The organism is Aurantivibrio plasticivorans, assembly GCF_055392955.1.
The window spans coordinates 1,300,417-1,319,933 of the sequence record NZ_AP036020.1; the positions used below are offsets into that span (position 1 = coordinate 1,300,417).

Here is a 19,517-nt window from a genome sequence, read left to right on the forward strand (position 1 = left end):
CGACCTTGAATCGCGCTTTCTTCGATCACTTAAACGTACAGCAGTGGGGCATTATGAGTATTAAGTCAGACAAATGGATCAAGCGCATGGCCGAGCAAGAAGGCATGATCGAGCCTTTTGAACCAGGTCAGGTGCGCTACGATAGCGAGGACCATCGCATCGTCTCCTATGGTACGTCCAGCTACGGGTATGATGTGCGCTGTGCTCGTGAGTTTAAAGTATTTACCAACGTTCACTCTGCGATTGTTGACCCGAAAAACTTCGATGATGATAGCTTTGTCGATATGACTAGCGATGTCTGTATTATTCCGCCTAACTCGTTTGCGCTGGCCCGTACGGTTGAGTATTTTCGTATTCCGCGCAATGTGTTGACAGTTTGCTTGGGTAAGTCCACGTACGCACGCTGCGGTATTATCGTCAATGTCACGCCACTCGAACCTGAGTGGGAAGGGCATGTGACCTTGGAATTCTCTAACACCACACCGTTACCGGCAAAAATCTACGCGAATGAAGGCGTTGCACAGATGTTATTCTTTGAGTCTGATGAAGTGTGCGAAACCTCCTACAAAGACCGCGGTGGTAAATATCAGGGCCAGCGTGGCGTTACGCTACCCAAAACTTAATCGTAAAATTATTAGGCGTCATTCAAAGCCGATAACCCTCAAGCGGGGTTATCGGCTTTTTTATTGGCTATCTCCGTCAGCGCTTTGACGTTTTACCCAGTTGCGCCTATTGAGCGCCTATCTATCTGTTGCTAGCGTCAACTTAATGGCGCTAAGTGTTTGTATTTTAAGAGAATTTTGGCGATCCTTTAGATCCCTTGCTATCGTTTTTATAGGCCCATTGGAATCTGGTAAGAGTTGAACTAGGTGACTACGGGATTGGCTCTTAAGAAGCGAAGGCAAGCGTGTGAAGCGACGAGACTTACTAACAGGAATTTTTGCAGGTGGTGCTTTTTCTGCGGGAAATGGCATGTTGTGGCGCATGGCCCAGCAAGCGACTCCTCAAAATTTCGGAGATGAGGCATTAACGGTCTCGGAACCAGTGACAGCGAAAGAGTTAGCGCCTGACTTAGACAAAGTAAAATTTTTCGAAAATGAATTTATCGATGATATCTATCTCGCCCAGGATGAATTCACATTGCTGACCTCCGTCCTGCACCGCTTGGACAATGCGCAAAGAGTGATCGGCCACGGTAATTTTAACTTACTTGGTTTTGATGACCTTTTGCGATACGCCAAACGCTACGAATCTATTGGAGAGTTCAGCCCGACTGAGCTCGACTTTATGGAAAAAATCTTTTTCACTGAGGCTCAAAGCTATGGTTTTTATGGCGAAAAAGTCACGGATCAAATGACGGCGGTTGTCCCGGAGCGGGATACCTTTCGTGTGCCATACACCGGGCACTATGTATTTCGTGGAGAGTCCTTGGCGTACTACGATAAGCTCGTCAACGATGTGGGCTCGCAGATTGTGCTGACCTCTGGTATTCGCTCAGTCGTCAAGCAAATGCACTTGTTCTTGGCCAAATGCGCCAAGTCTAATGGAAACTTATCAAAAGCCTCTCGCTCACTCGCTCCTCCAGGGCACTCCTTCCACGGTATCGGCGATTTTGATGTGGGTCGTCGGGGGTGGGGGGCAGACAATTTCACCAGCAAATTTGCGCAAACAATCGAGTTTCAAAAAATGCAGGAACTTGGGTATGTGCAAATTCGGTATACAGAAGACAACCAGCTCGGCGTCCGATTTGAGCCATGGCATATTAAGGTTGTCTAATAGGCAACGTTTTAGTCTTTTGGTCTAGCCAAAACATTCTTGTTACTTCCTTACTGAGATATGCTATGCACCATAAAAAACGAGGTGCATTATGGGTGAGGTCATTCCTTTCAAAAAGAAAAAACTCTCCGAGAAGTTTAAAGGTAAGAGCCTGTGCCGCGATGGCTTCCATAAATGGAAAGTCATTAAAGACAATCAATTTGATACTAAACAAGGCAAGCTGGTCACAGTGTACGAATGCACCCGCTGTGGGGAGCGAAAAACCAAAGCGCATTAAGCCATTCTTGGGCTTATCCCCGCTCAGTGTTTGCATGAATTGGCACATTTTAGAATGTTGCGAGTAAAGAAAATAAAAGTACGCCGGTACTGTGTAGCCAGCACCTAGTGGATTACACGATAATTCTTCGGACCGTTCTGTTATCGAACACATCTCACTAATAACGTAAAAATATCTGACTAGTCTCCAATGTTGGAAGGCTAGCATTAGGGGGTCTTCAATGTTATCAACAAAACTTTCGCGCAGTATGTCAGCGTCTTTACTGCTCAGTTCTTTGGCGTTTGGCGTGTCTGTCTGTGCTGAAACGCTTCCAGCGGATTATTCAAAGCCCGAGTCTTGGTTATGCCGTGGTGCTGACAAGGATTTAGGCGCATGTGACGTCGACATGACGACGACTATTGTTAATGCAGATGGCTCGATGAGTGTTGAAAAGTTTTCCAAAACTGATGACGCCAAAGTCGATTGCTTCTATGTATACCCTACCGTTTCTCTTGATAAAACAGGCAATAGCGACATGGTTGCTGGGCCTGAAGAGTATTCCGTGGTGAAACAGCAATTTGCCCGATATGGCTCTGTGTGCAGAACGTTCGCTCCATTGTATCGCCAAGTGACATTAACCGCATTGCGTGCTGGAATCAGTAGAACTGGAGGCGCGGCTGGCGTAGATAGGACGATGAACTACGGTGATGTAGTCGCCGCGTGGAATAATTATTTAGAAAACTACAATGATGGGCGTGGAGTCATCTTAGTGGGCCACTCACAGGGTTCTGGAGTGTTAACTCAGCTCATCAAAAAAGAAATTGAAGGCAAAGCAATTCAGAAAAAAATCATTTCTGCCATGTTGATTGGTACACGGGTGCAAGTTCCTGCAGGTCAAACAGTCGGCGCGACGTTTGAGCATATGCCATTGTGTGAGTCGGCCACTCAAAATGAGTGTATTGTCACCTACGCGTCGTTCCGTTCTGATGTGCCTCCACCCGAGCAGGGCATGTTTGGTAAAAACGGCAAGGATTCAGTCTCCGCCTGTACAAGCCCAGCAAAACTGGCTGACAACACCACCGCACTTCATGCGTACTTAAATACACAACAAGGCGTATCGTCTTCCAGCGTTTCTCCGTTGTCATGGACTAAAAATACTCCCCAACTGGAAACACCGTTTGCAAGTGTGCCGGGTTTACTAACCGGTAAGTGTGTTGCCAATGAGCGTGGAGGCTATTTTGAAATGACGGTGCATGGCGATCCCAAAGATCCACGAACGGATGATATTTCGGGTGATGTGATGAATGCAGACGGCTCAGTGAATGCGAGTTGGGGTTTGCATCTTGTTGACATGAATATAGCGATGGGAAATTTGATTAGCTTAGCGCGTCAGCAGAGCGAAGCGTATTTGGCTAAATAATTTTTCAGTGAACTTTTGCAAAAAGCCCAGCTATTGTCGAATGGCTGGGCTTTTTTTGTTTTAGGTAGAGTATTTGGAGTGGCTGATTGGGGGCGTGGCGCTAATCAAGTTTGGGGGTGATTGATCTCGGGTTTGCAGCATAACCTTCTGGGATACTGAACGCCGTAAGGTAAGAGATAATTGCGGTTTATTTTAGTAGACTGCTTCGCGCAAATATAATCACAAGTGTAGAGATTTTAAATGACGTATAACTATGATCCAGAATTGCTCCCCTATGTTAAAGGGATAAAAGATAATCCAATGGATGATCCTGTTGAGGCACGCGTAACGTTTGAGGCGATGATTAAAGCTAATGTCCCTCCGGCGAACGTCGAAGGACTACTCGTTGAAGATCATAGCGTGCCTGGGTTTGATGGAGCGCCGCCAGTAACCGTTCGGGTTTATAAACCGCAGGTTGCTCTTGAACAACCTGGGCCTGCGTTGTTGCATATTCATGGCGGCGGTTTTGTCATTGGTAGTATCGACGCTGATCATGCTACTGCGGCGAGCTTTGCGCGCGCATTAAACTGTGTGGTGGTGTCGGTGGAGTATCGGTTAGCACCGGAGAATCCATACCCAGCGCCATTACACGATTGTTATGCGGCGATGTTATGGATGCGTAGTTGCGCCACTGAATCGTATATTGATCCGACGCGAATTGCGATTAACGGCGTCAGTGCAGGTGGTGGGTTAGCGTCTGCTTTAACGCTGTTTATGCGTGAACGCGATGATGATCCATTGTGCTTTCAGTTACTCAATATTCCAGAAGTGGATGATCGATTACAAACACCGAGTGCGACTCAGTTTGTCAATACGCCGATTTGGAATAGACCAAAAGCGAAAGTGAGCTGGACGTATCATTTAGGTGACCTCGAAAGAGGGAGCGATGATGTGCCGCCTACGGCTGCTCCTGCACGTGCGAAGGACTTAACTGGATTGCCACCTGCTTATATTTGCGTAATGGAATTTGATCCGCTGCGTGATGAAGGCATCGCTTATGCTTCTCAATTAATGAAAGACGGTGTGTCAGTAGAGCTGCATTCTTATCCTGGTACTTTTCACGGCTCTGCGATGTTCCCAGTTGCAGTGAGTAAAAGGCAGTTTCACGAAATGCTACAGGCTCTAAAAAAAGGGTTGGGCATTACACTATAAGGCCTGTGGTCATAATCTATCGGGGCGTTTTTCTCGCCCCCTTTCTTATCGAATAAAATTCTACGCTTTTCTGCTCGCTTCCAGTTCCCCCGGCCATAGTGAGCAAGGGTGTGATGTAATAAGCACTTAATTGCTAGCAAGCTCTCTAAAATCTTTAGCCTTTCAACGAAACCATTTTACGCGTAAATGTCGTGTGGTCACTTCTTTAGTCAATAGTTCAAAAGTTTAAGTCTGCCATGATTTAAAACTTTAGCCGCATGCTCAAAGCTCTGTGCAAGAATATGAACAGGACATCATTTGGCGGCCAGAATAATTTCAGCTTCAAGATGTGTCGGCGTCTTGGTTTGTGTTTTATTCATGCGTTACGAGTCCTTTAAGTCGATATAAAAAGTATGGTTCGAGTTATCTATTTGCTCATTATTGTTTGTCTTTATGGGTGTTCTATATGTTGAGCGTGCATATCCCGATGTTAGGCAGCGCGGGATTCTAAATGTTTTTCTTGGTTATTGTTTGTTTGTTTTTGTGTTATGTGATCTCGTCGAAAAAATAGATTTTGAAATACTTTTAATAATTAAAAATGTGAATCTATTCAACTTGATGTGTTTCCAGTTATGGTGGAAGGAAACCTTATCTAAATTTCAAGTTTTCATTTGTTAAACCATTTTTTATGGGCTGTAGTTAAATTTGTTTTATGCGATCAAATTGCAAATGTGGTTTTGATGCTCATCACAAGAATGATTTTTTATAGAAACTATTCTGGCTGTTACACATCTGTGTGCCTAGGATTGTTTCAGCGTCATTTAATTCATTTGGCAGCGACGCTCCAAAATGTTGTAGAGAGTAATCGAGATGTATAAATTTCCATTGATTAATATTTTTGTGGTGTCGTTTGCGTTTGCAAGTGGAACTATCGCATCTAATATCCCGCTGGGTATTCCCGATCCATCTGGATCTGTCCCGACTGCAATAATGCCTTCCATTCCCGAGGTTTCAGATCAAAAGTCAGCGTTTCCATACGACCCAATTAGCACCCCTACGCCTGCGTGGGTTGGCGGAGCCAACCAATTTTATGTCGACAAGTCGTCCTCAGTTTGTAATGACAGTTCAAATAATGGGCGCGGAAGCCCCGAAAGACCGCTTTGCTCAATTCCTGGGCTAGGTAGCTCGTCATGGACATTAAATGTTGGCGCGCAAGTGTTTATTGCGGGCGATGGAGCCAGCTACGGAAGTGAAAATGACCTGTATTCGGTCAATATGGAAGGCACGGCTGATGCTCCAATATGGATAATTGGTGTCGGCGAAGTAGCGCCAAAAATGCTATTTAGAAAGTTTCGCTGGGGTAAAGCTCGTCACGTATTTTTTGATTCTGTTCATTTTCACTCCCCAAATAATCGCTTCATTATGCGTTGGGACGAAGCCGTTGGTCCTACGAAGTACTTCACCTTTCGCCGAGTTGAATGTTCAGGCTCAAATGGAGTCGATTCGTCTCAGGGTGGGCGGTGTTTTATGTTGGGTTCGAGTGAAGCGAACCCGCTTGAATTTGTTGTATTTTATGAATCCAATATTCACGGTCTAGGTCGATGGCAAGACGACCGCAGAACGTCCGTAGATATTCACGGGATTCAGCTAGGAAGATGGACTCGCTATGTGTGGATTTTGAATAGCGAAATTTCACATGTCCAGGGTGACTCGATTCAATGTGCTAACTCGAACTGGTTCGATTATGACTATGCATCGAGGCCCCACTATATCTACATCGGTGGGAATGAGTTTTATGAAAACTATGAAAATGCTTATGATCAAAAGGGGTGTTATCACGTAGTGTTTTCAGAAAACTATGTTCATGGTTTTTATAACGCTGAGAAGCCGGCAAACTCAACGGCAATTATTACAGAACAGGATAGCGAGAGCGATATTGGCGGCTTATATACGTGGTTTATTAATAACAAAATTGAGAATACTGGTACCGCTTTTGGTTCGAAAGCGACCACAAGCGATGCATACGTTTATATCTTGGGAAATGAGGTTTCCAATATTAGCAAGACGGCCCTAGCGTTCACCCAGCGTTGCTACAGTAATGGTAGTGCTGGAATGACATGCCCCAAAGGTTTGACGTTTGCCCAAAATACCGTTGATTGTGGTTTGTCGGCTTCCGCGATTACTAATGTACAGAACCCTACAAATAGCAATCAACGCGTGGAAATTGACGGTAATATTTTTTATAACTGTGTTGATACATCGCGCGGCACACCACACGGATGGGAGTCATTCTCTGACGATCCATTATTTTTAATTCATACACAGAATGTTCATTACAGAGACGCTGGCGGCGATATTGATTTGGCGGATGCTAGATACGACGTCTTAACGGCTAACATTATGAATAAAAGTATCGAGTTTGCATCTGGATCTTATCAGCTCCAGTCGTCGTCTCCCGCCATTGGTGCTGTGCGCAATATGAACTCTGCTTATGCGACCTTCATGTCTTTATACGGTTTGGATATACGTAAAGATATAAATGGAAATGTCTGGACCGAGACGGGTGGTAATAACGCTGGCGCACATCAAGAGATGATGCAATATATTCCTCTTGCGATCGATTTATCCTCATCCTCGGTAGCCCCATTTGATGAGGGAGATATTGTTGAGTACATAGCAAAAGCAACCGGGGTTTATGGCACTTTGGAGTATCGGTTCACAATTAACGGTGCGGTAGTTCAATCCTGGTCGGGCAGTAACCGATACTTATGGAATACTACAGGATTTGCTGGATCGAATAACCTGATTACTGTTGAGGTAAGAGACATCAAGAATATGTCCAGTAGTGATCACGTGAGTGTCAGTGGTGTTGTGGTGTTAGAATCCGAAAATTTGGCGCCCGCTAGCCTAGAGATTCTTTCTCCGACAAATGAAAGCGTATTTCTAAGTTCCGATTTGATTGAGCTTAAAGCGCAGTATATCGCAGGAGATATAGAAGACGTGGCTAAGCAAATAAGTTGGAATTCGAATATTGATGGCAGGTTGGGAGATGGGCTGGAGTTTAATATTCAACTGTCTTCTGGAAGGCATACGATCGTAGCGGAAACCATAGATAGCGATAACGTGATGATCATAGACGAAATCGTTGTCAATGTTGCAGAGGTAAACGATGAACCTAGCAGTAGTGACGTTGTAGATACCGTAGACGGTTCTCTTGAAAATGAATCTGCGGAGGATACATCAAGCATTGATGTTATTTCTGAGGCGGGTGTGCTTGGGAATGTCGAGCTTGTCCCCCATCATTTACCCCCATACTACGATGGCGAAGTAGTATCGTTCGTGGCAAGTGCAACGGGTGGAACCGGTGATTATCAATATAAGTTTCAGCTCAATGGCGAAACAGTACAGTCCTGGTCATCGAGCCGTTCATTTAACTGGGATACTTCCGGGTATGCTGATACTGAAAGTGTGCTTCGAGTACTGGTGAGAAATAGTGATGGTTCTGGTAGTAATGAAGATCATTGGATGAAAGGGTTGTCGGTTCTAGAGCCGGTAGTGGAACAGGTTGACGAGCAAGTTGACGAGAATGGCCCGCTTGGCAATGTACAGATAACCGCCCGCAATATGGTGCCATACTTTGAAGGTGAGATCGTCTCGTTTACGGTAAGTGCGACTGGTGGTACAGGTGACTACCAATATAAATTTCAAGTGAACGGTGACACGGTGCAACCATGGTCGTCCAGTGATAGTTACGACTGGAATACATCGGGCTATGTTGGAAGCAAAAATGTAGTGCGGGTACTCGTTCGAAATAGTGATCGTTCAGGAAAGTCTGTAGATGATCGAATGAAAGGAATAACGGTTGTCAACTAACTCATTTCTCGAGCCTTAGCGAACAACTGAAGGCGCAGTAGTTTTTAGCAATACATACTGCTGCGCCTTAAACGTTGTCTCTGATCCAACGTCAACACTTAAATGGCTGCTGATCACTGTGTGTTGACGCCACTCTTACGCTGATTTCACCATGTTAGATGTCTCGGTTACTCTCGCCAAGGCTGTTTCATATTGTTGTCTAAGCGGTAAGTTAGTGATCAAGCCCTGTTCTTGGTCGAAATTATCGTAGAAGCTGGGTAGCGAGAAATGCGATACAACACGTCCATCAAAATATTCTGCAGATGTGACTGCCATATTCAGTACGTTAGAGGCACCTGCGCCACCCGGCGAAGTGGATAGCATGACGATCGGTTTGCCTTGATAAACCTTCTGGTTAATTCTCGTCGCCCAGTCAAATAAATTTTTATAGGCAACTGCATACCCGCCATTGTGTTCAGCATAGGAAATCATTAGCGCGTCGGCGGACGCAATTTTATCGAGAAACTGTTGGGCGGCCGCGGGAATGCCGCATTCTGCCTCTAGGTCTTCACCATAAATGGGCATGGCGTAATCGTTAATATCGAGTAGCTCGATCTCTGCGTCACTGAGAAGAGTTGTCGCATACTGTAAGAGCTGCTTGTTGATCGATTGTTTACTGTTACTGGCTGCAAAGGCAAGTATTTTCATGGACATTCCCCTTAGTGGTTGCGGTTTATATAGTGAAATATGGATGCTTACTATTCGGCGCTTAACTGATTGAGCCAAATTTACCTGCCGTAAAATTGGCTCTAGCCTGCTTCATTTCCTCTTTGCTTCCCATGATAAATGGGCCCTCCTGAATATAGTCTTCTTGTATAGGTGTGCCGCAAAACAAAACGAAATGCGCCTCACCAATTGATCGACCTGTTATACAAATACTTTGTTGAGGCACTGACTTGCTTGCGCCTATGGCTATCGCTTGTCCCTTTTTAAGCAGCACAGTATGTTCTGCAAGCGCTAATTCAATGTCGCCATCAATGGCAATAATCCAACTGCTTTCCGAATCGCTGCGCTGGTGGGAAAACGTTGCGTTGTGTTTTACATAGCCATCAACAATAGTCATAGCGCGATCAGGTGCGCTAGCACTTTCTTTGCCGTTGCTGGTGCCTAAGACCAATCGTGCTCTAAACCCATCATTTTTAATCAGTGGCATACTTTCAGCGCGAACTAATATCGATTCTGGTGCGTCATGGCGCTGTTGGTTAGGTAAGTTGACAAACACTTGTAGTCCCCGAATTGTTGAGCCTGCACGGGGTGATTCATCGTGTACGGCGCCGCATCCCGCTTTGAGCCAATACAAATCGCCAGGGTTTAGATCAAGGTCGTTACCTTGGGAGTCTCGGTTGTGGAATTGGCCTTCGCTCTCCTCGAATAAAATAGACACGGCGGATAGCCCGGCATGAGGATGGGCTCCAAAGGTGGGGGTCGTCATGGTGTAGTGATCGACCATTACTAGAGGGTCCATTAATTCATTGAAGTGGGGCGCGCGATAGGTGTCTGCTGTGAAGCCCGAACCAACTGTGAATGGTGTGCCTTCAACAATAGCTGAAGTGGGGTTTGCGGAAGATGGCTGTCTTGAGGGCTGCATAGCTGGTGACCTTCATATTGGTGGCTAATTGATGGGTGTAATATTAACAATGGAACAATCACTGCTAAAAGATTCAAAAAATGAACCGATCGTTCTAAAATTAGAACAATGGGTTCCTATGGCAGGCGTATGTCGATAGAAAGAGATAATGTGTGATTGATCTAAATGACTACTACTACTTTGTGCACGTGGTTGAAAAACAGGGGTTTTCTCAAGCAGCCAAAGCACTGGATATGCCCAAATCTCGGTTGAGTCGTCATGTGAATAGACTCGAACAGCGCTTAGGGGCTCGGCTTATTCAGCGGACCTCCCGCCGATTTCATGTGACCGACGTCGGTCAGACATTCTATCGCCATGCGCGCGCATTACTGGATGAAATGGAAGAGGCGGAATCCGCTGTTCAGCGCTCTCTCAACGATTTGTCCGGGAGAATAAACCTCAGTTGTTCGGTGGGCGTTGCACAGTACGCCCTCAAAGAATTACTCGTGCATTTTCTTGCTGCAAACCCCAATGTTGAAATAATGCAGCAAGTCACTAATCAACAGGTGGACCTGATTGGTGACGGTATCGATCTTGCCGTAAGAGGGCACATGCTTGATCTACCGGACTCCAGCTTGATACAGCGTCATCTGGCGACGGTACCGTGGCACTTATATGCCGAGCGCTCTTTTCTTGCAAAAATCGGCTCACCTTCATCGCCTTATGATTTATTTAACCAACGTTGTTTGAAAGTTGGATGGCAATCTGCTTCGGGGCACTGGGAGTTGGAAAGTTCCACTGGCGTAAAAGCTAGCGTGCCTTTCACCTCGCAGTTTTGTAGCGATGATATGACCACACTAAAAGAAGCCGCAATGAATGGCCTGGGTATTGTCTCTCTTCCCGAATACACGTGTAGAGATGAGATCAACAGCGGGAAATTGGTTAGGGTATTACCAAATTGGACAGCAGGTATTGCTAGGCTGAGTTTGCTCATGCCATCACGACAAGGTGTAGCACCAAGCGTTCAAGCGTTAAACAAATACCTTTTAGCGCATGCGAAGAATTATATTGAGGGAGGGGTATTGCCAACCAATAGTTAAAAATGTCAGAGACGACTAGTATTGACTAGCGAACCCCAAGGCACAACCCTGAATAGTTCAAGCTAGTTGAATAGAAAGCAACACGCTGCATTGCCGATCACCTCACCTAAACAGTAAGCATACCAAGATTCGTCGTCTCGTTTGCGACGCTTAGGCTTGCCATTGTTTTCTTCCAATATGTTTGCAGCGTGCGAGCATGCTTTAGCTCTTATTGGAATGAGACTAATAGCTTTTCGCCAGCCATAAATCGTAATGGCGCGTTTTACATAACTTGAACAAGAATCTTGGCCATACAAAATTCGGTGCGCACAAGAAAAACCTTTGTGCGGGGATATTCGACGTTTGTAGATATTGATTAGATATATAAAAAGCCGATCCATACTCGATCTCGTTTTGGTACTATGGGGCACCTGCATAGGTATGTGGAGGTGTGTGCATTAGCGGGTTAGGTCCCGAGTGTACTTGGCCACTTTGTTAGCTGCTTTTAGAGGCAGAATACTTGATTGACCCATTCGGCATCACCACCAGCTTTTGAAAAGGGTCCATGAATTGAAGCTGCACATCCTTTAAGGGGAACCTTTCTATCTTGTATATTTGATGAAACCCAGTCTACATAAATGCGCCATTCTTCAAGATCGATGTCTTTGATCACTCCTATAGCAAGAATTGCCATTTCAGAAGAGCCTTTGCCGAGCAGTCTTTTTACGGCTATTCGATCGCCCGGTTTGACCAGTTGGAAACGTTCCTGCTGATTCTTAATTGTGTTTCCAACTCCTGACTCTTCACCCTCAAATTCGTTGGCATCCCAACAATACCAATACCCACGTTTTATGAACTGCGGAAGGACATCTTCATATCCTCCCCAAGTAGCACCCACTAACCAATAATTCACAATTTTCATGTACTCCTTGTGCAGCTAACGAATATAGTTCAGTTGTCATGCGTTGTTTGCTTGATCAACTGAAACGGATTGTTAGTTGCGACGACGATAGTGCCAAACTTAGCGACTTGTTCGGAAGAACAACAAGCGTGTTTGACATCCAGCCCCCGCGGTCATCTGCGTGCGAGAAAATAGAAAGGAAATGAAGATGGCGAGATACGCTTTTAGTAAGAGCACCCCCGCGGACTTGGACAACACTCAAAGCGTGTTTCTAAGCCGCACGGGGGTGCTCTTACTGTAAAAACCAAATGCGCTCTCGTCAATCTCCCTTCTAGATCTTTTGCGCTCACATAAAGATAACGCTTATGCTGTTTGTTTATACAGCTATATGGGTTATCCTAAAAATCCCTCAATGTGGTGCTCTCTTTTTTCGCAGGCCAACTAACGCCAAGGGTTGGGGCGCGAACGCAGTGAGCGTCCCCGCCGCGACTTTCAGCGGCGATAACCCCGCCTTGTTAAAACTTCTGCTTTTTCTCTACGGGAGATAGTGGCGAGGTAAATCACGAAACCAGCCAGAAATGCTGCTGTGCCGGGTGCGCCTATAGCTATGGCAGTTTTAGTAGACCACACCCGGAACATAATGCCGTAATCATTGCCTCCACCCACCGCTGGAAAAGATAAATTAAATAAAATAAATAGGATTGCTGAAGTAATTAGTGCAATTAGAGCAACGTAAATTAGCCAAATAAGCCAGTTTGGTTCTGATCGTTTAAACATGTGGAACCCAAAGACGCCAATAAATCCAGTAATTGCTAATGAAGCAATTCCGACGAAGCCACACCATATTATCAGTATTAATCCCATCTCTTACTCGTAGTTTTAACGCCGAGTGTTGGGGCGCGAACGCAGTGAGCGTCCCAGCCGCGCGTTTTGCGGCGATAAGCACGCCTTGTTATGTAACTTATATTGCCTACAATACTTGGATTTCATTTTAGCTATTCTTTTCAATTGCTTGCTCTAGCGGAAAATAATCGCTTTCGAGCCCAGTGGACTTCCTTGATATATCAATGAACACTTTGCCGAATGGAGTATCTACACTCCAATGATCCCATTGATCTAACTCTGTACTCACGAAACGCTTGAGTAGAATGGCTAGTTCCCTAAACTCTGATTCATTTAGCTTATCCATATTCAGCTCGACAATAATATTCCGCTACGCCTTAGAGTTACATAGACATTATGACACCCCCTAGGGTGCTAGCCTCCAGTTATCGTGGGTTAGCTAGAAAGCCAGAGCCATACTATATGTTGGAATCATATAAACACTGGAGGCTAGCGATATGAACAATACCATAATTTTTATAGGCTTAGACACAGCTAAAGAACACTCAGAAGCGGCGTATGTTGAGGACGGCTTTAAGGCTCAACCATCGCCTATTGGGCGCATTAGAACCACCAAGGAAGGGGTAACAAAGTTTGCACGGCAAATGCAGTCTAAATTCCCTGGCGCATCACTCATCTTTTGCTACGAAGCAGGCCCTTGCGGCTACTGGATTTATCGACTGCTAACACAGCTAGGCCATCAATGCTTTGTGGTCGCCCCATCGCTGGTACCTAAAAAGCCTGGCGTGCGGATTAAGACCGATCGCCGCGACGCCATGATGTTGGCTCAACATCTTAAGTCAGGCGATGTGAAGTCCATCTATGTGCCTGAGCCAGAAGATGAATCCATTCGTGATTTATCCCGGACGCGCGAGCGTGCTATGCGTGATCTGAACGATGCCAAGTATCAGCTTAAAGCGTTTCTATTACGCAATCACATTCAATACGGTGGCACGGCTAATTGGTCACTCAAACACTTACGCTGGCTAACAGAGTTAATTCTCCCGCATCCTGCACAACAATTTGTATTGCAGGAAATGATTCAAACTATCACCGAACGTATGTCGCGATTAAAGCGCTTTGATGAGGAGTTAGCTTATCAAGTGAAGCAATGGCGCTACTATCCTGTCGTTAAAGCCATTCAGGCGATGCGTGGCGTACGTTTATTAGTGGCCACTGGGTTAATTGCAGAATTAGGTGACCTATCGCGCTTTGATCATCCCCGTAAGCTGATGGCCTACATTGGCTTAGTGCCGAGTGAACATTCAACCGGCGGAAAGAGAACAGTGGGCAGTCTCACTAAAACCGGAAATACCCGCGCAAGGCGTTTGCTGACGGAAGGTGCGCACAGTTATCGCTACGCAGCGAACATCTCGACTGAATTACAAAAGCGACAAGAGGGTTTGCCAAAAGACATTGTCGATATTGCGTGGAAAGCGCAAGTACGCTTATGCCGACGCTATCAACGATTAATGAAACGCGGAAAACATTACAACTTGGTGGTATCAGCCATTGCGCGAGAAATGGTGGCCTATATCTGGGTCATTGCCAACGAAGTCGTCCTCACGCCGGTTGATGTTAAAACCCGGTTAGTCAGAATGCCACGTGTGTAAAACAGCACAGCAGTAAGCGGCAACACACGTGATAAACAGTTTTGAGTTAATGCAGTGGCAGGTCGAGTCCCGGTGGAGGTGTAACACACGACGGCGTTAGGTAGGCAGTAGGCGTAAGCCTATTGATCCACGAGCATAGAGTAGAAGACAGGCACCTCGACGGAAAAAGTAAGGTTGGATAGGTCAATATGTATTTATTGATAACCCACGGATATCAGCAAGCAAACCGACGAGATACTGACTCCATCTCTCTGCATTAACTCAATCTAATTGAAATAGATGCTCTGGATTTTTGAGTAGGATTTTCTACGTTTTTAATTGACAGGGGGTGTCATATCAACGCCCGCAACAGGGGCAAAATTGGAGCGCCAGCGGAAAGTTTGTCCCTGCCTGCTTGCGCTTGTTAGAAGTTTTACTTGCTAGGAACATCAGAAGCCTTGTATTTGACCGGCACAACTTCTTTGCCCTCCTTGTTTATGTAGCCCCATAGGCCACCTTCCAATGCTTTATGACCATCCTCAACCGGAGTAAGAACACAACCTTTACAGACTAGAGATTGACCTTCGTGGAATGGCCACGCCCAATCATAGCCAGGTGAAAGCACAAGCTCAAAATCCTTGTTATAAAATTCGATTTTTCCATTTTTCTGTGAGCGAGTTAATCCCTCTCTGAAATAGTCGGCGCCGTTATCGTAAAATATGACAGGGAGAAATCTACCATCAGGTTTTACGTAGAAATACTGTCCAGAGGCGAAGAGGCTAGCCAAACCCTCTGTTCCAAAATTGAGCCTGTGTATATGTTCCTGTGATATGCGCAGCACACCATTTTTATAAGATGCACAGCTATCGAAGACTTCCCATTCAGGAAATTGATACTGCTCAGTCTTCTTGGGTATATAGCCACAAGAGCCAAAGTCTTCTGCGTGCACAGCACCAATAAAAATCGTGATGAATATTACGATGTATCGACTCATAGGACTTCTAACGCCTGCAACTGCGGATAACTTGTAGCGTAGCGGAAAGTTTGTCCGTACAGCTTGCACTTGTTAGCTTTCCAGCTGTTTGATTAAACCGCTTATGTTTGAGGCCCATTGATCGCCCATTTCCTTATCTTCATACCATAGCATTCTGAGCTCACAGTTAATTCGCATTACTGCGCGCAGGGCACTTAGAGCAGGTTTCTTCAATTCTGCAAAGTTTAGAGAATTATTTTGCCTAACCCAGGCTTGAACATCATTCGGCAGCCTAGTGTAGTCACCGGTTTTCGCAGAGGCTATTGTTTCAGCAGCTGCAACTATTACCGATGCTTTGGGTGCCTGGAGAAATAGGTATTCAAATATACTTCTTCTTAGTCCATTTGATAAAACTAGCAAATCGTTAGACTCACAAAGTTCGTAAGCCCAGTCTCCAGCATCGTCATTTTCAAATGAACCTTCACCCCATGCACCCAAGTTCAAATCTCCGTAAAGCTAACGCAAAGCCAAGGGGCGTGCGAAACAACGTGTAGCACGTCCCGCGGAGGCCACGCTTTTTGTGGCCGGAGTAAACTTGGGCGCCTTGTTAGAGTGCATACGCAGCCTTTATTACCGAAATATAATTTTCCGCATTAAATTCGAATGGCCCAACTCCATTAACAGGCCGTGGTTCCTCGTAACCATTTTCATATGCAAAATCACTCCACATATAAGAATTGCCGCTTTTGGTAATTTTGCATGCATACGCACCACAACCTATATCCGCGCATTCAGGACACACATAAATTAGACACCTGCCTGATTCAGTTTCGGGTTCACTTTCAAGTAATAACTGCTGAATGCTTTGCTTATTGAGGTAATCCCAGCCTCTAGCGAAGCATCCTAGAAAGTCTTTATGACCACCAGCAACCTGCACAATTAAATCCAAAAGGGATTGATTGTTAATTGTAAAATCACATGAGTGACTTTCGTGCACTATGCAACCGTTCTCTTCAGAGCCTTTCCTAAACAAGATTTTATAATTCAGCACTTTCAGACCTTAGCACTCTAACGCCAAGTGTTGGGGCTGCGGAGCGTAAGCGCAGCAGTCCCAGCCGAAGGCGACAACCACGCCTTGTTAGTTGTCACTTGAAAAATGCTTATTTTTGAGAGAGAAGCGCTTTTTGCTTTTTTGTGCCTCGCTTTCCGATTTGAAAGCAAAACCAAATGCTATGCCAAGCGCCACACCAACCCCTATACCTACTGCTAAGCCGGCGCCGATATTACCCATTGCTACACCGAGAGATATTCCGATAGCACACCCAAGCGATAACCCTAACGCTATACTTAAGGCATACTTAGTAGAGGTTTTTTCTTCAGAATTAATATCTTTCCGTAAACTACTTTTATTTATTTTCACTACACTCTCCTTGTACAACTAACGCCTGCAACTGCGGATAACTTGTAGCGTAGCGGAAAGTTTGTCCGTACAGCTTGCACTTGTTAGCTTTCCAGCTGTTTGATTAAACCGCTTATGTTTGAGGCCCATTGATCGCCCATTTCCTTATCTTCATACCATAGCATTCTGAGCTCACAGTTAATTCGCATTACTGCGCGCAGGGCACTTAGAGCAGGTTTCTTCAATTCTGCAAAGTTTAGAGAATTATTTTGCCTAACCCAGGCTTGAACATCATTCGGCAGCCTAGTGTAGTCACCGGTTTTCGCAGAGGCTATTGTTTCAGCAGCTGCAACTATTACCGATGCTTTGGGTGCCTGGAGAAATAGGTATTCAAATATACTTCTTCTTAGTCCATTTGATAAAACTAGCAAATCGTTAGACTCACAAAGTTCGTAAGCCCAGTCTCCAGCATCGTCATTTTCAAATGAACCTTCACCCCATGCACCCAAGTTCAAATCTCCGTAAAGCTAACGCCCGCAACAGGGGCAAATTTGTAGCGCGAGCGAAAAATTTGTCCCTGCCTGCTTGCGCTTGTTATGTGGTTTATTGATTGGCACGGCTTGCTGACTGCTCTAATTCTAAAATTTTAGTTACGACACCTTTGCCGACCGTACGAGCACCTTCTCTAATAAGAAACTCCATACCGACGTACACCTTTCCGAAATGCTCTTTAGGGCTAAGAAAACCCAGATAAGCTCGAACTGTTTCTCCGGGATTAGCAACCTCTACATCAGGGTAGATATGTGAAGCATCCCAATCTTGGTTGTTGTAATAAAATTGTGGCCTGTATCCAGTAAACGCTGGAGATGAGCGACCACCTTCCTCTTTTGTGAGGAAGTAAATTTCTGCTTCTATATCTCTAGGTACTGGCATAGTTCTCCAGCCACATAGACATTATGACAACCCCTAGGGTGCTAGCCTCCAGTTATCGTGGGTTAGCTAGAAAGCCAGAGCCATACTATATGTTGGAATCATATAAACACTGGAGGCTAGCGATATGAACAATACCATAATTTTTATAGGCTTAGACACAGCTAAAGAACACTCAGAAGCGGCGTATGTTGAGGACGGCTTTAAGGCTCAACCATCGCCTATTGGGCGCATTAGAACCACCAAGGAAGGGGTAACAAAGTTTGCACGGCAAATGCAGTCTAAATTCCCTGGCGCATCACTCATCTTTTGCTACGAAGCAGGCCCTTGCGGCTACTGGATTTATCGACTGCTAACACAGCTAGGCCATCAATGCTTTGTGGTCGCCCCATCGCTGGTACCTAAAAAGCCTGGCGTGCGGATTAAGACCGATCGCCGCGACGCCATGATGTTGGCTCAACATCTTAAGTCAGGCGATGTGAAGTCCATCTATGTGCCTGAGCCAGAAGATGAATCCATTCGTGATTTATCCCGGACGCGCGAGCGTGCTATGCGTGATCTGAACGATGCCAAGTATCAGCTTAAAGCGTTTCTATTACGCAATCACATTCAATACGGTGGCACGGCTAATTGGTCACTCAAACACTTACGCTGGCTAACAGAGTTAATTCTCCCGCATCCTGCACAACAATTTGTATTGCAGGAAATGATTCAAACTATCACCGAACGTATGTCGCGATTAAAGCGCCTTGATGAGGAGTTAGCTTATCAAGTGAAGCAATGGCGCTACTATCCTGTCGTTAAAGCCATTCAGGCGATGCGTGGCGTACGTTTATTAGTGGCCACTGGGTTAATTGCAGAATTAGGTGACCTATCGCGCTTTGATCATCCCCGTAAGCTGATGGCCTACATTGGCTTAGTGCCGAGTGAACATTCAACCGGCGGAAAGAGAACAGTGGGCAGTCTCACTAAAACCGGAAATACCCGCGCAAGGCGTTTGCTGACGGAAGGTGCGCACAGTTATCGCTACGCGGCCAATGTCTCGACGGAATTACAAAAACGGCAAGAAGGTTTGCCAAAAGACATTGTCGATATTGCGTGGAAAGCGCAAGTACGCTTGTGCCGGCGCTATCAAGGATTAATGAAACGTGGAAAACATTACAACTTGGTGGTATCAGCCATTGCGCGAGAAATGGTGGCCTATATCTGGGTCATTGCCAACGAAGTCGTCCTCACGCCGGTTGATGTTAAAACCCGGTTAGTCAGAATGCCACGTGTGTAAAACAGCACAGCAGTAAGCGGCAACACACGTGATAAACAGTTTTGAGTTAATGCAGTGGCAGGTCGAGTCCCGGTGGAGGTGTAACACACGACGGCGTTAGGTAGGCAGTAGGCGTAAGCCTATTGATCCACGAGCATAGAGTAGAAGACAGGCACCTCGACGGAAAAAGTAAGGTTGGATAGGTTAATATGTATTTATTGATAACCCACGGATATCAGCAAGCAAACCGACGAGATACTGACTCCATCTCTCTGCATTAACTCAATCTAATGTAAATATATGCTCTGGATTTTTGAGTAGGATTTTCTACGTTTTTAATTGACAGGGGGTGTCATATCAACGCCTCAGGTTGGGGCGCGACGCCAGGAGCGTCCCAGC

At 45.5% G+C, this 19,517-nt stretch carries 21 protein-coding genes; 9 read left to right on the forward strand and 12 right to left on the reverse strand.

What is annotated here, in order from left to right:
- The first annotated feature begins 53 nt into the window (after positions 1-53).
- The 6 genes from dcd to ACZ5NB_RS05770 all read left to right on the forward strand — a co-directional run bounded on the left by dcd (position 54) and on the right by ACZ5NB_RS05770 (position 8,495).
- On the forward strand, positions 54-623 hold the full coding sequence (gene dcd, locus ACZ5NB_RS05745) for a dCTP deaminase (protein ID WP_460232036.1): 570 nt from the start codon (positions 54-56) through the stop codon (positions 621-623).
- 286 nt (positions 624-909) lie between these two features.
- Positions 910-1,776 carry a M15 family metallopeptidase gene (locus ACZ5NB_RS05750; protein ID WP_460232037.1) on the forward strand — a complete coding sequence of 289 codons (867 nt, stop codon included), beginning with the start codon at positions 910-912 and terminating at the stop codon, positions 1,774-1,776.
- A 91-nt stretch (positions 1,777-1,867) separates the two neighbouring features.
- Complete coding sequence (locus ACZ5NB_RS05755; RefSeq protein WP_460232038.1) at positions 1,868-2,053, forward strand: hypothetical protein; 186 nt, start codon at positions 1,868-1,870, stop codon at positions 2,051-2,053.
- A 220-nt stretch (positions 2,054-2,273) separates the two neighbouring features.
- On the forward strand, positions 2,274-3,452 hold the full coding sequence (locus ACZ5NB_RS05760; RefSeq protein ID WP_460232039.1) for a DUF3089 domain-containing protein: 1,179 nt from the start codon (positions 2,274-2,276) through the stop codon (positions 3,450-3,452).
- Positions 3,453-3,692: 240 nt separating this feature from the next.
- A complete protein-coding gene (locus tag ACZ5NB_RS05765; protein WP_460232040.1) occupies positions 3,693-4,643 on the forward strand; it encodes an alpha/beta hydrolase in 951 nt (316 codons plus the stop codon).
- An 849-nt stretch (positions 4,644-5,492) separates the two neighbouring features.
- Positions 5,493-8,495: a porin family protein gene (locus ACZ5NB_RS05770; RefSeq protein WP_460232041.1), complete on the forward strand. Its 3,003-nt coding sequence runs from the start codon at positions 5,493-5,495 to the stop codon at positions 8,493-8,495.
- A 135-nt stretch (positions 8,496-8,630) separates the two neighbouring features.
- On the opposite strand, the gene ACZ5NB_RS05775 is transcribed toward ACZ5NB_RS05770, so the two are convergent.
- Complete coding sequence (locus ACZ5NB_RS05775; RefSeq protein ID WP_460232042.1) at positions 8,631-9,182, reverse strand: NADPH-dependent FMN reductase; 552 nt, start codon at positions 9,180-9,182, stop codon at positions 8,631-8,633.
- Between the two features lie 61 nt (positions 9,183-9,243).
- Positions 9,244-10,122: a pirin family protein gene (locus ACZ5NB_RS05780; protein WP_460232043.1), complete on the reverse strand. Its 879-nt coding sequence runs from the start codon at positions 10,120-10,122 to the stop codon at positions 9,244-9,246.
- A gap of 152 nt (positions 10,123-10,274) precedes the next feature.
- On the opposite strand from ACZ5NB_RS05780, the gene ACZ5NB_RS05785 reads away from it, so the two are divergent.
- Entirely contained in the window at positions 10,275-11,201 is a 927-nt protein-coding gene (locus ACZ5NB_RS05785) for a LysR substrate-binding domain-containing protein (protein WP_460232044.1), read from the forward strand.
- 62 nt (positions 11,202-11,263) lie between these two features.
- Here ACZ5NB_RS05785 and yidD read toward each other — a convergent pair whose 3' ends face one another.
- The 4 genes from yidD to ACZ5NB_RS05805 all read right to left on the reverse strand — a co-directional run bounded on the left by yidD (position 11,264) and on the right by ACZ5NB_RS05805 (position 13,270).
- Positions 11,264-11,581 carry a membrane protein insertion efficiency factor YidD gene (gene yidD, locus ACZ5NB_RS05790; protein WP_460232045.1) on the reverse strand — a complete coding sequence of 106 codons (318 nt, stop codon included), beginning with the start codon at positions 11,579-11,581 and terminating at the stop codon, positions 11,264-11,266.
- Positions 11,582-11,685: 104 nt separating this feature from the next.
- Positions 11,686-12,102: a hypothetical protein gene (locus ACZ5NB_RS05795; protein WP_460232046.1), complete on the reverse strand. Its 417-nt coding sequence runs from the start codon at positions 12,100-12,102 to the stop codon at positions 11,686-11,688.
- 471 nt (positions 12,103-12,573) lie between these two features.
- Positions 12,574-12,945 carry a hypothetical protein gene (locus ACZ5NB_RS05800; protein WP_460232047.1) on the reverse strand — a complete coding sequence of 124 codons (372 nt, stop codon included), beginning with the start codon at positions 12,943-12,945 and terminating at the stop codon, positions 12,574-12,576.
- A gap of 127 nt (positions 12,946-13,072) precedes the next feature.
- A complete protein-coding gene (locus tag ACZ5NB_RS05805) occupies positions 13,073-13,270 on the reverse strand; it encodes a hypothetical protein (protein ID WP_460232093.1) in 198 nt (65 codons plus the stop codon).
- A 151-nt stretch (positions 13,271-13,421) separates the two neighbouring features.
- Here ACZ5NB_RS05805 and ACZ5NB_RS05810 point away from each other — a divergent pair, with 151 nt between their 5' ends.
- Entirely contained in the window at positions 13,422-14,576 is a 1,155-nt protein-coding gene (locus ACZ5NB_RS05810) for an IS110 family RNA-guided transposase (protein WP_464107877.1), read from the forward strand.
- Positions 14,577-14,988: 412 nt separating this feature from the next.
- Here ACZ5NB_RS05810 and ACZ5NB_RS05815 read toward each other — a convergent pair whose 3' ends face one another.
- The 6 genes from ACZ5NB_RS05815 to ACZ5NB_RS05840 all read right to left on the reverse strand — a co-directional run bounded on the left by ACZ5NB_RS05815 (position 14,989) and on the right by ACZ5NB_RS05840 (position 17,860).
- Complete coding sequence (locus ACZ5NB_RS05815) at positions 14,989-15,549, reverse strand: WG repeat-containing protein (RefSeq protein ID WP_464107878.1); 561 nt, start codon at positions 15,547-15,549, stop codon at positions 14,989-14,991.
- Positions 15,550-15,621: 72 nt separating this feature from the next.
- Entirely contained in the window at positions 15,622-16,026 is a 405-nt protein-coding gene (locus ACZ5NB_RS05820) for a DUF4259 domain-containing protein (protein ID WP_460235007.1), read from the reverse strand.
- Between the two features lie 109 nt (positions 16,027-16,135).
- Entirely contained in the window at positions 16,136-16,525 is a 390-nt protein-coding gene (locus ACZ5NB_RS05825; RefSeq protein WP_460235004.1) for a hypothetical protein, read from the reverse strand.
- Positions 16,526-16,666: 141 nt separating this feature from the next.
- Positions 16,667-16,948 carry a hypothetical protein gene (locus tag ACZ5NB_RS05830; protein ID WP_464107879.1) on the reverse strand — a complete coding sequence of 94 codons (282 nt, stop codon included), beginning with the start codon at positions 16,946-16,948 and terminating at the stop codon, positions 16,667-16,669.
- An 83-nt stretch (positions 16,949-17,031) separates the two neighbouring features.
- On the reverse strand, positions 17,032-17,436 hold the full coding sequence (locus ACZ5NB_RS05835) for a DUF4259 domain-containing protein (RefSeq protein ID WP_460235007.1): 405 nt from the start codon (positions 17,434-17,436) through the stop codon (positions 17,032-17,034).
- A gap of 94 nt (positions 17,437-17,530) precedes the next feature.
- Positions 17,531-17,860 (reverse strand): EF-Tu C-terminal domain-related protein, encoded by a 330-nt coding sequence (locus ACZ5NB_RS05840; protein WP_460235012.1) that lies wholly within the window; start codon positions 17,858-17,860, stop codon positions 17,531-17,533.
- 124 nt (positions 17,861-17,984) lie between these two features.
- Here ACZ5NB_RS05840 and ACZ5NB_RS05845 point away from each other — a divergent pair, with 124 nt between their 5' ends.
- Positions 17,985-19,139, forward strand: a complete 1,155-nt coding sequence (locus tag ACZ5NB_RS05845) for an IS110 family RNA-guided transposase (protein ID WP_464107763.1) — start codon at positions 17,985-17,987, stop codon at positions 19,137-19,139.
- The last annotated feature ends 378 nt before the right edge of the window (positions 19,140-19,517 follow it).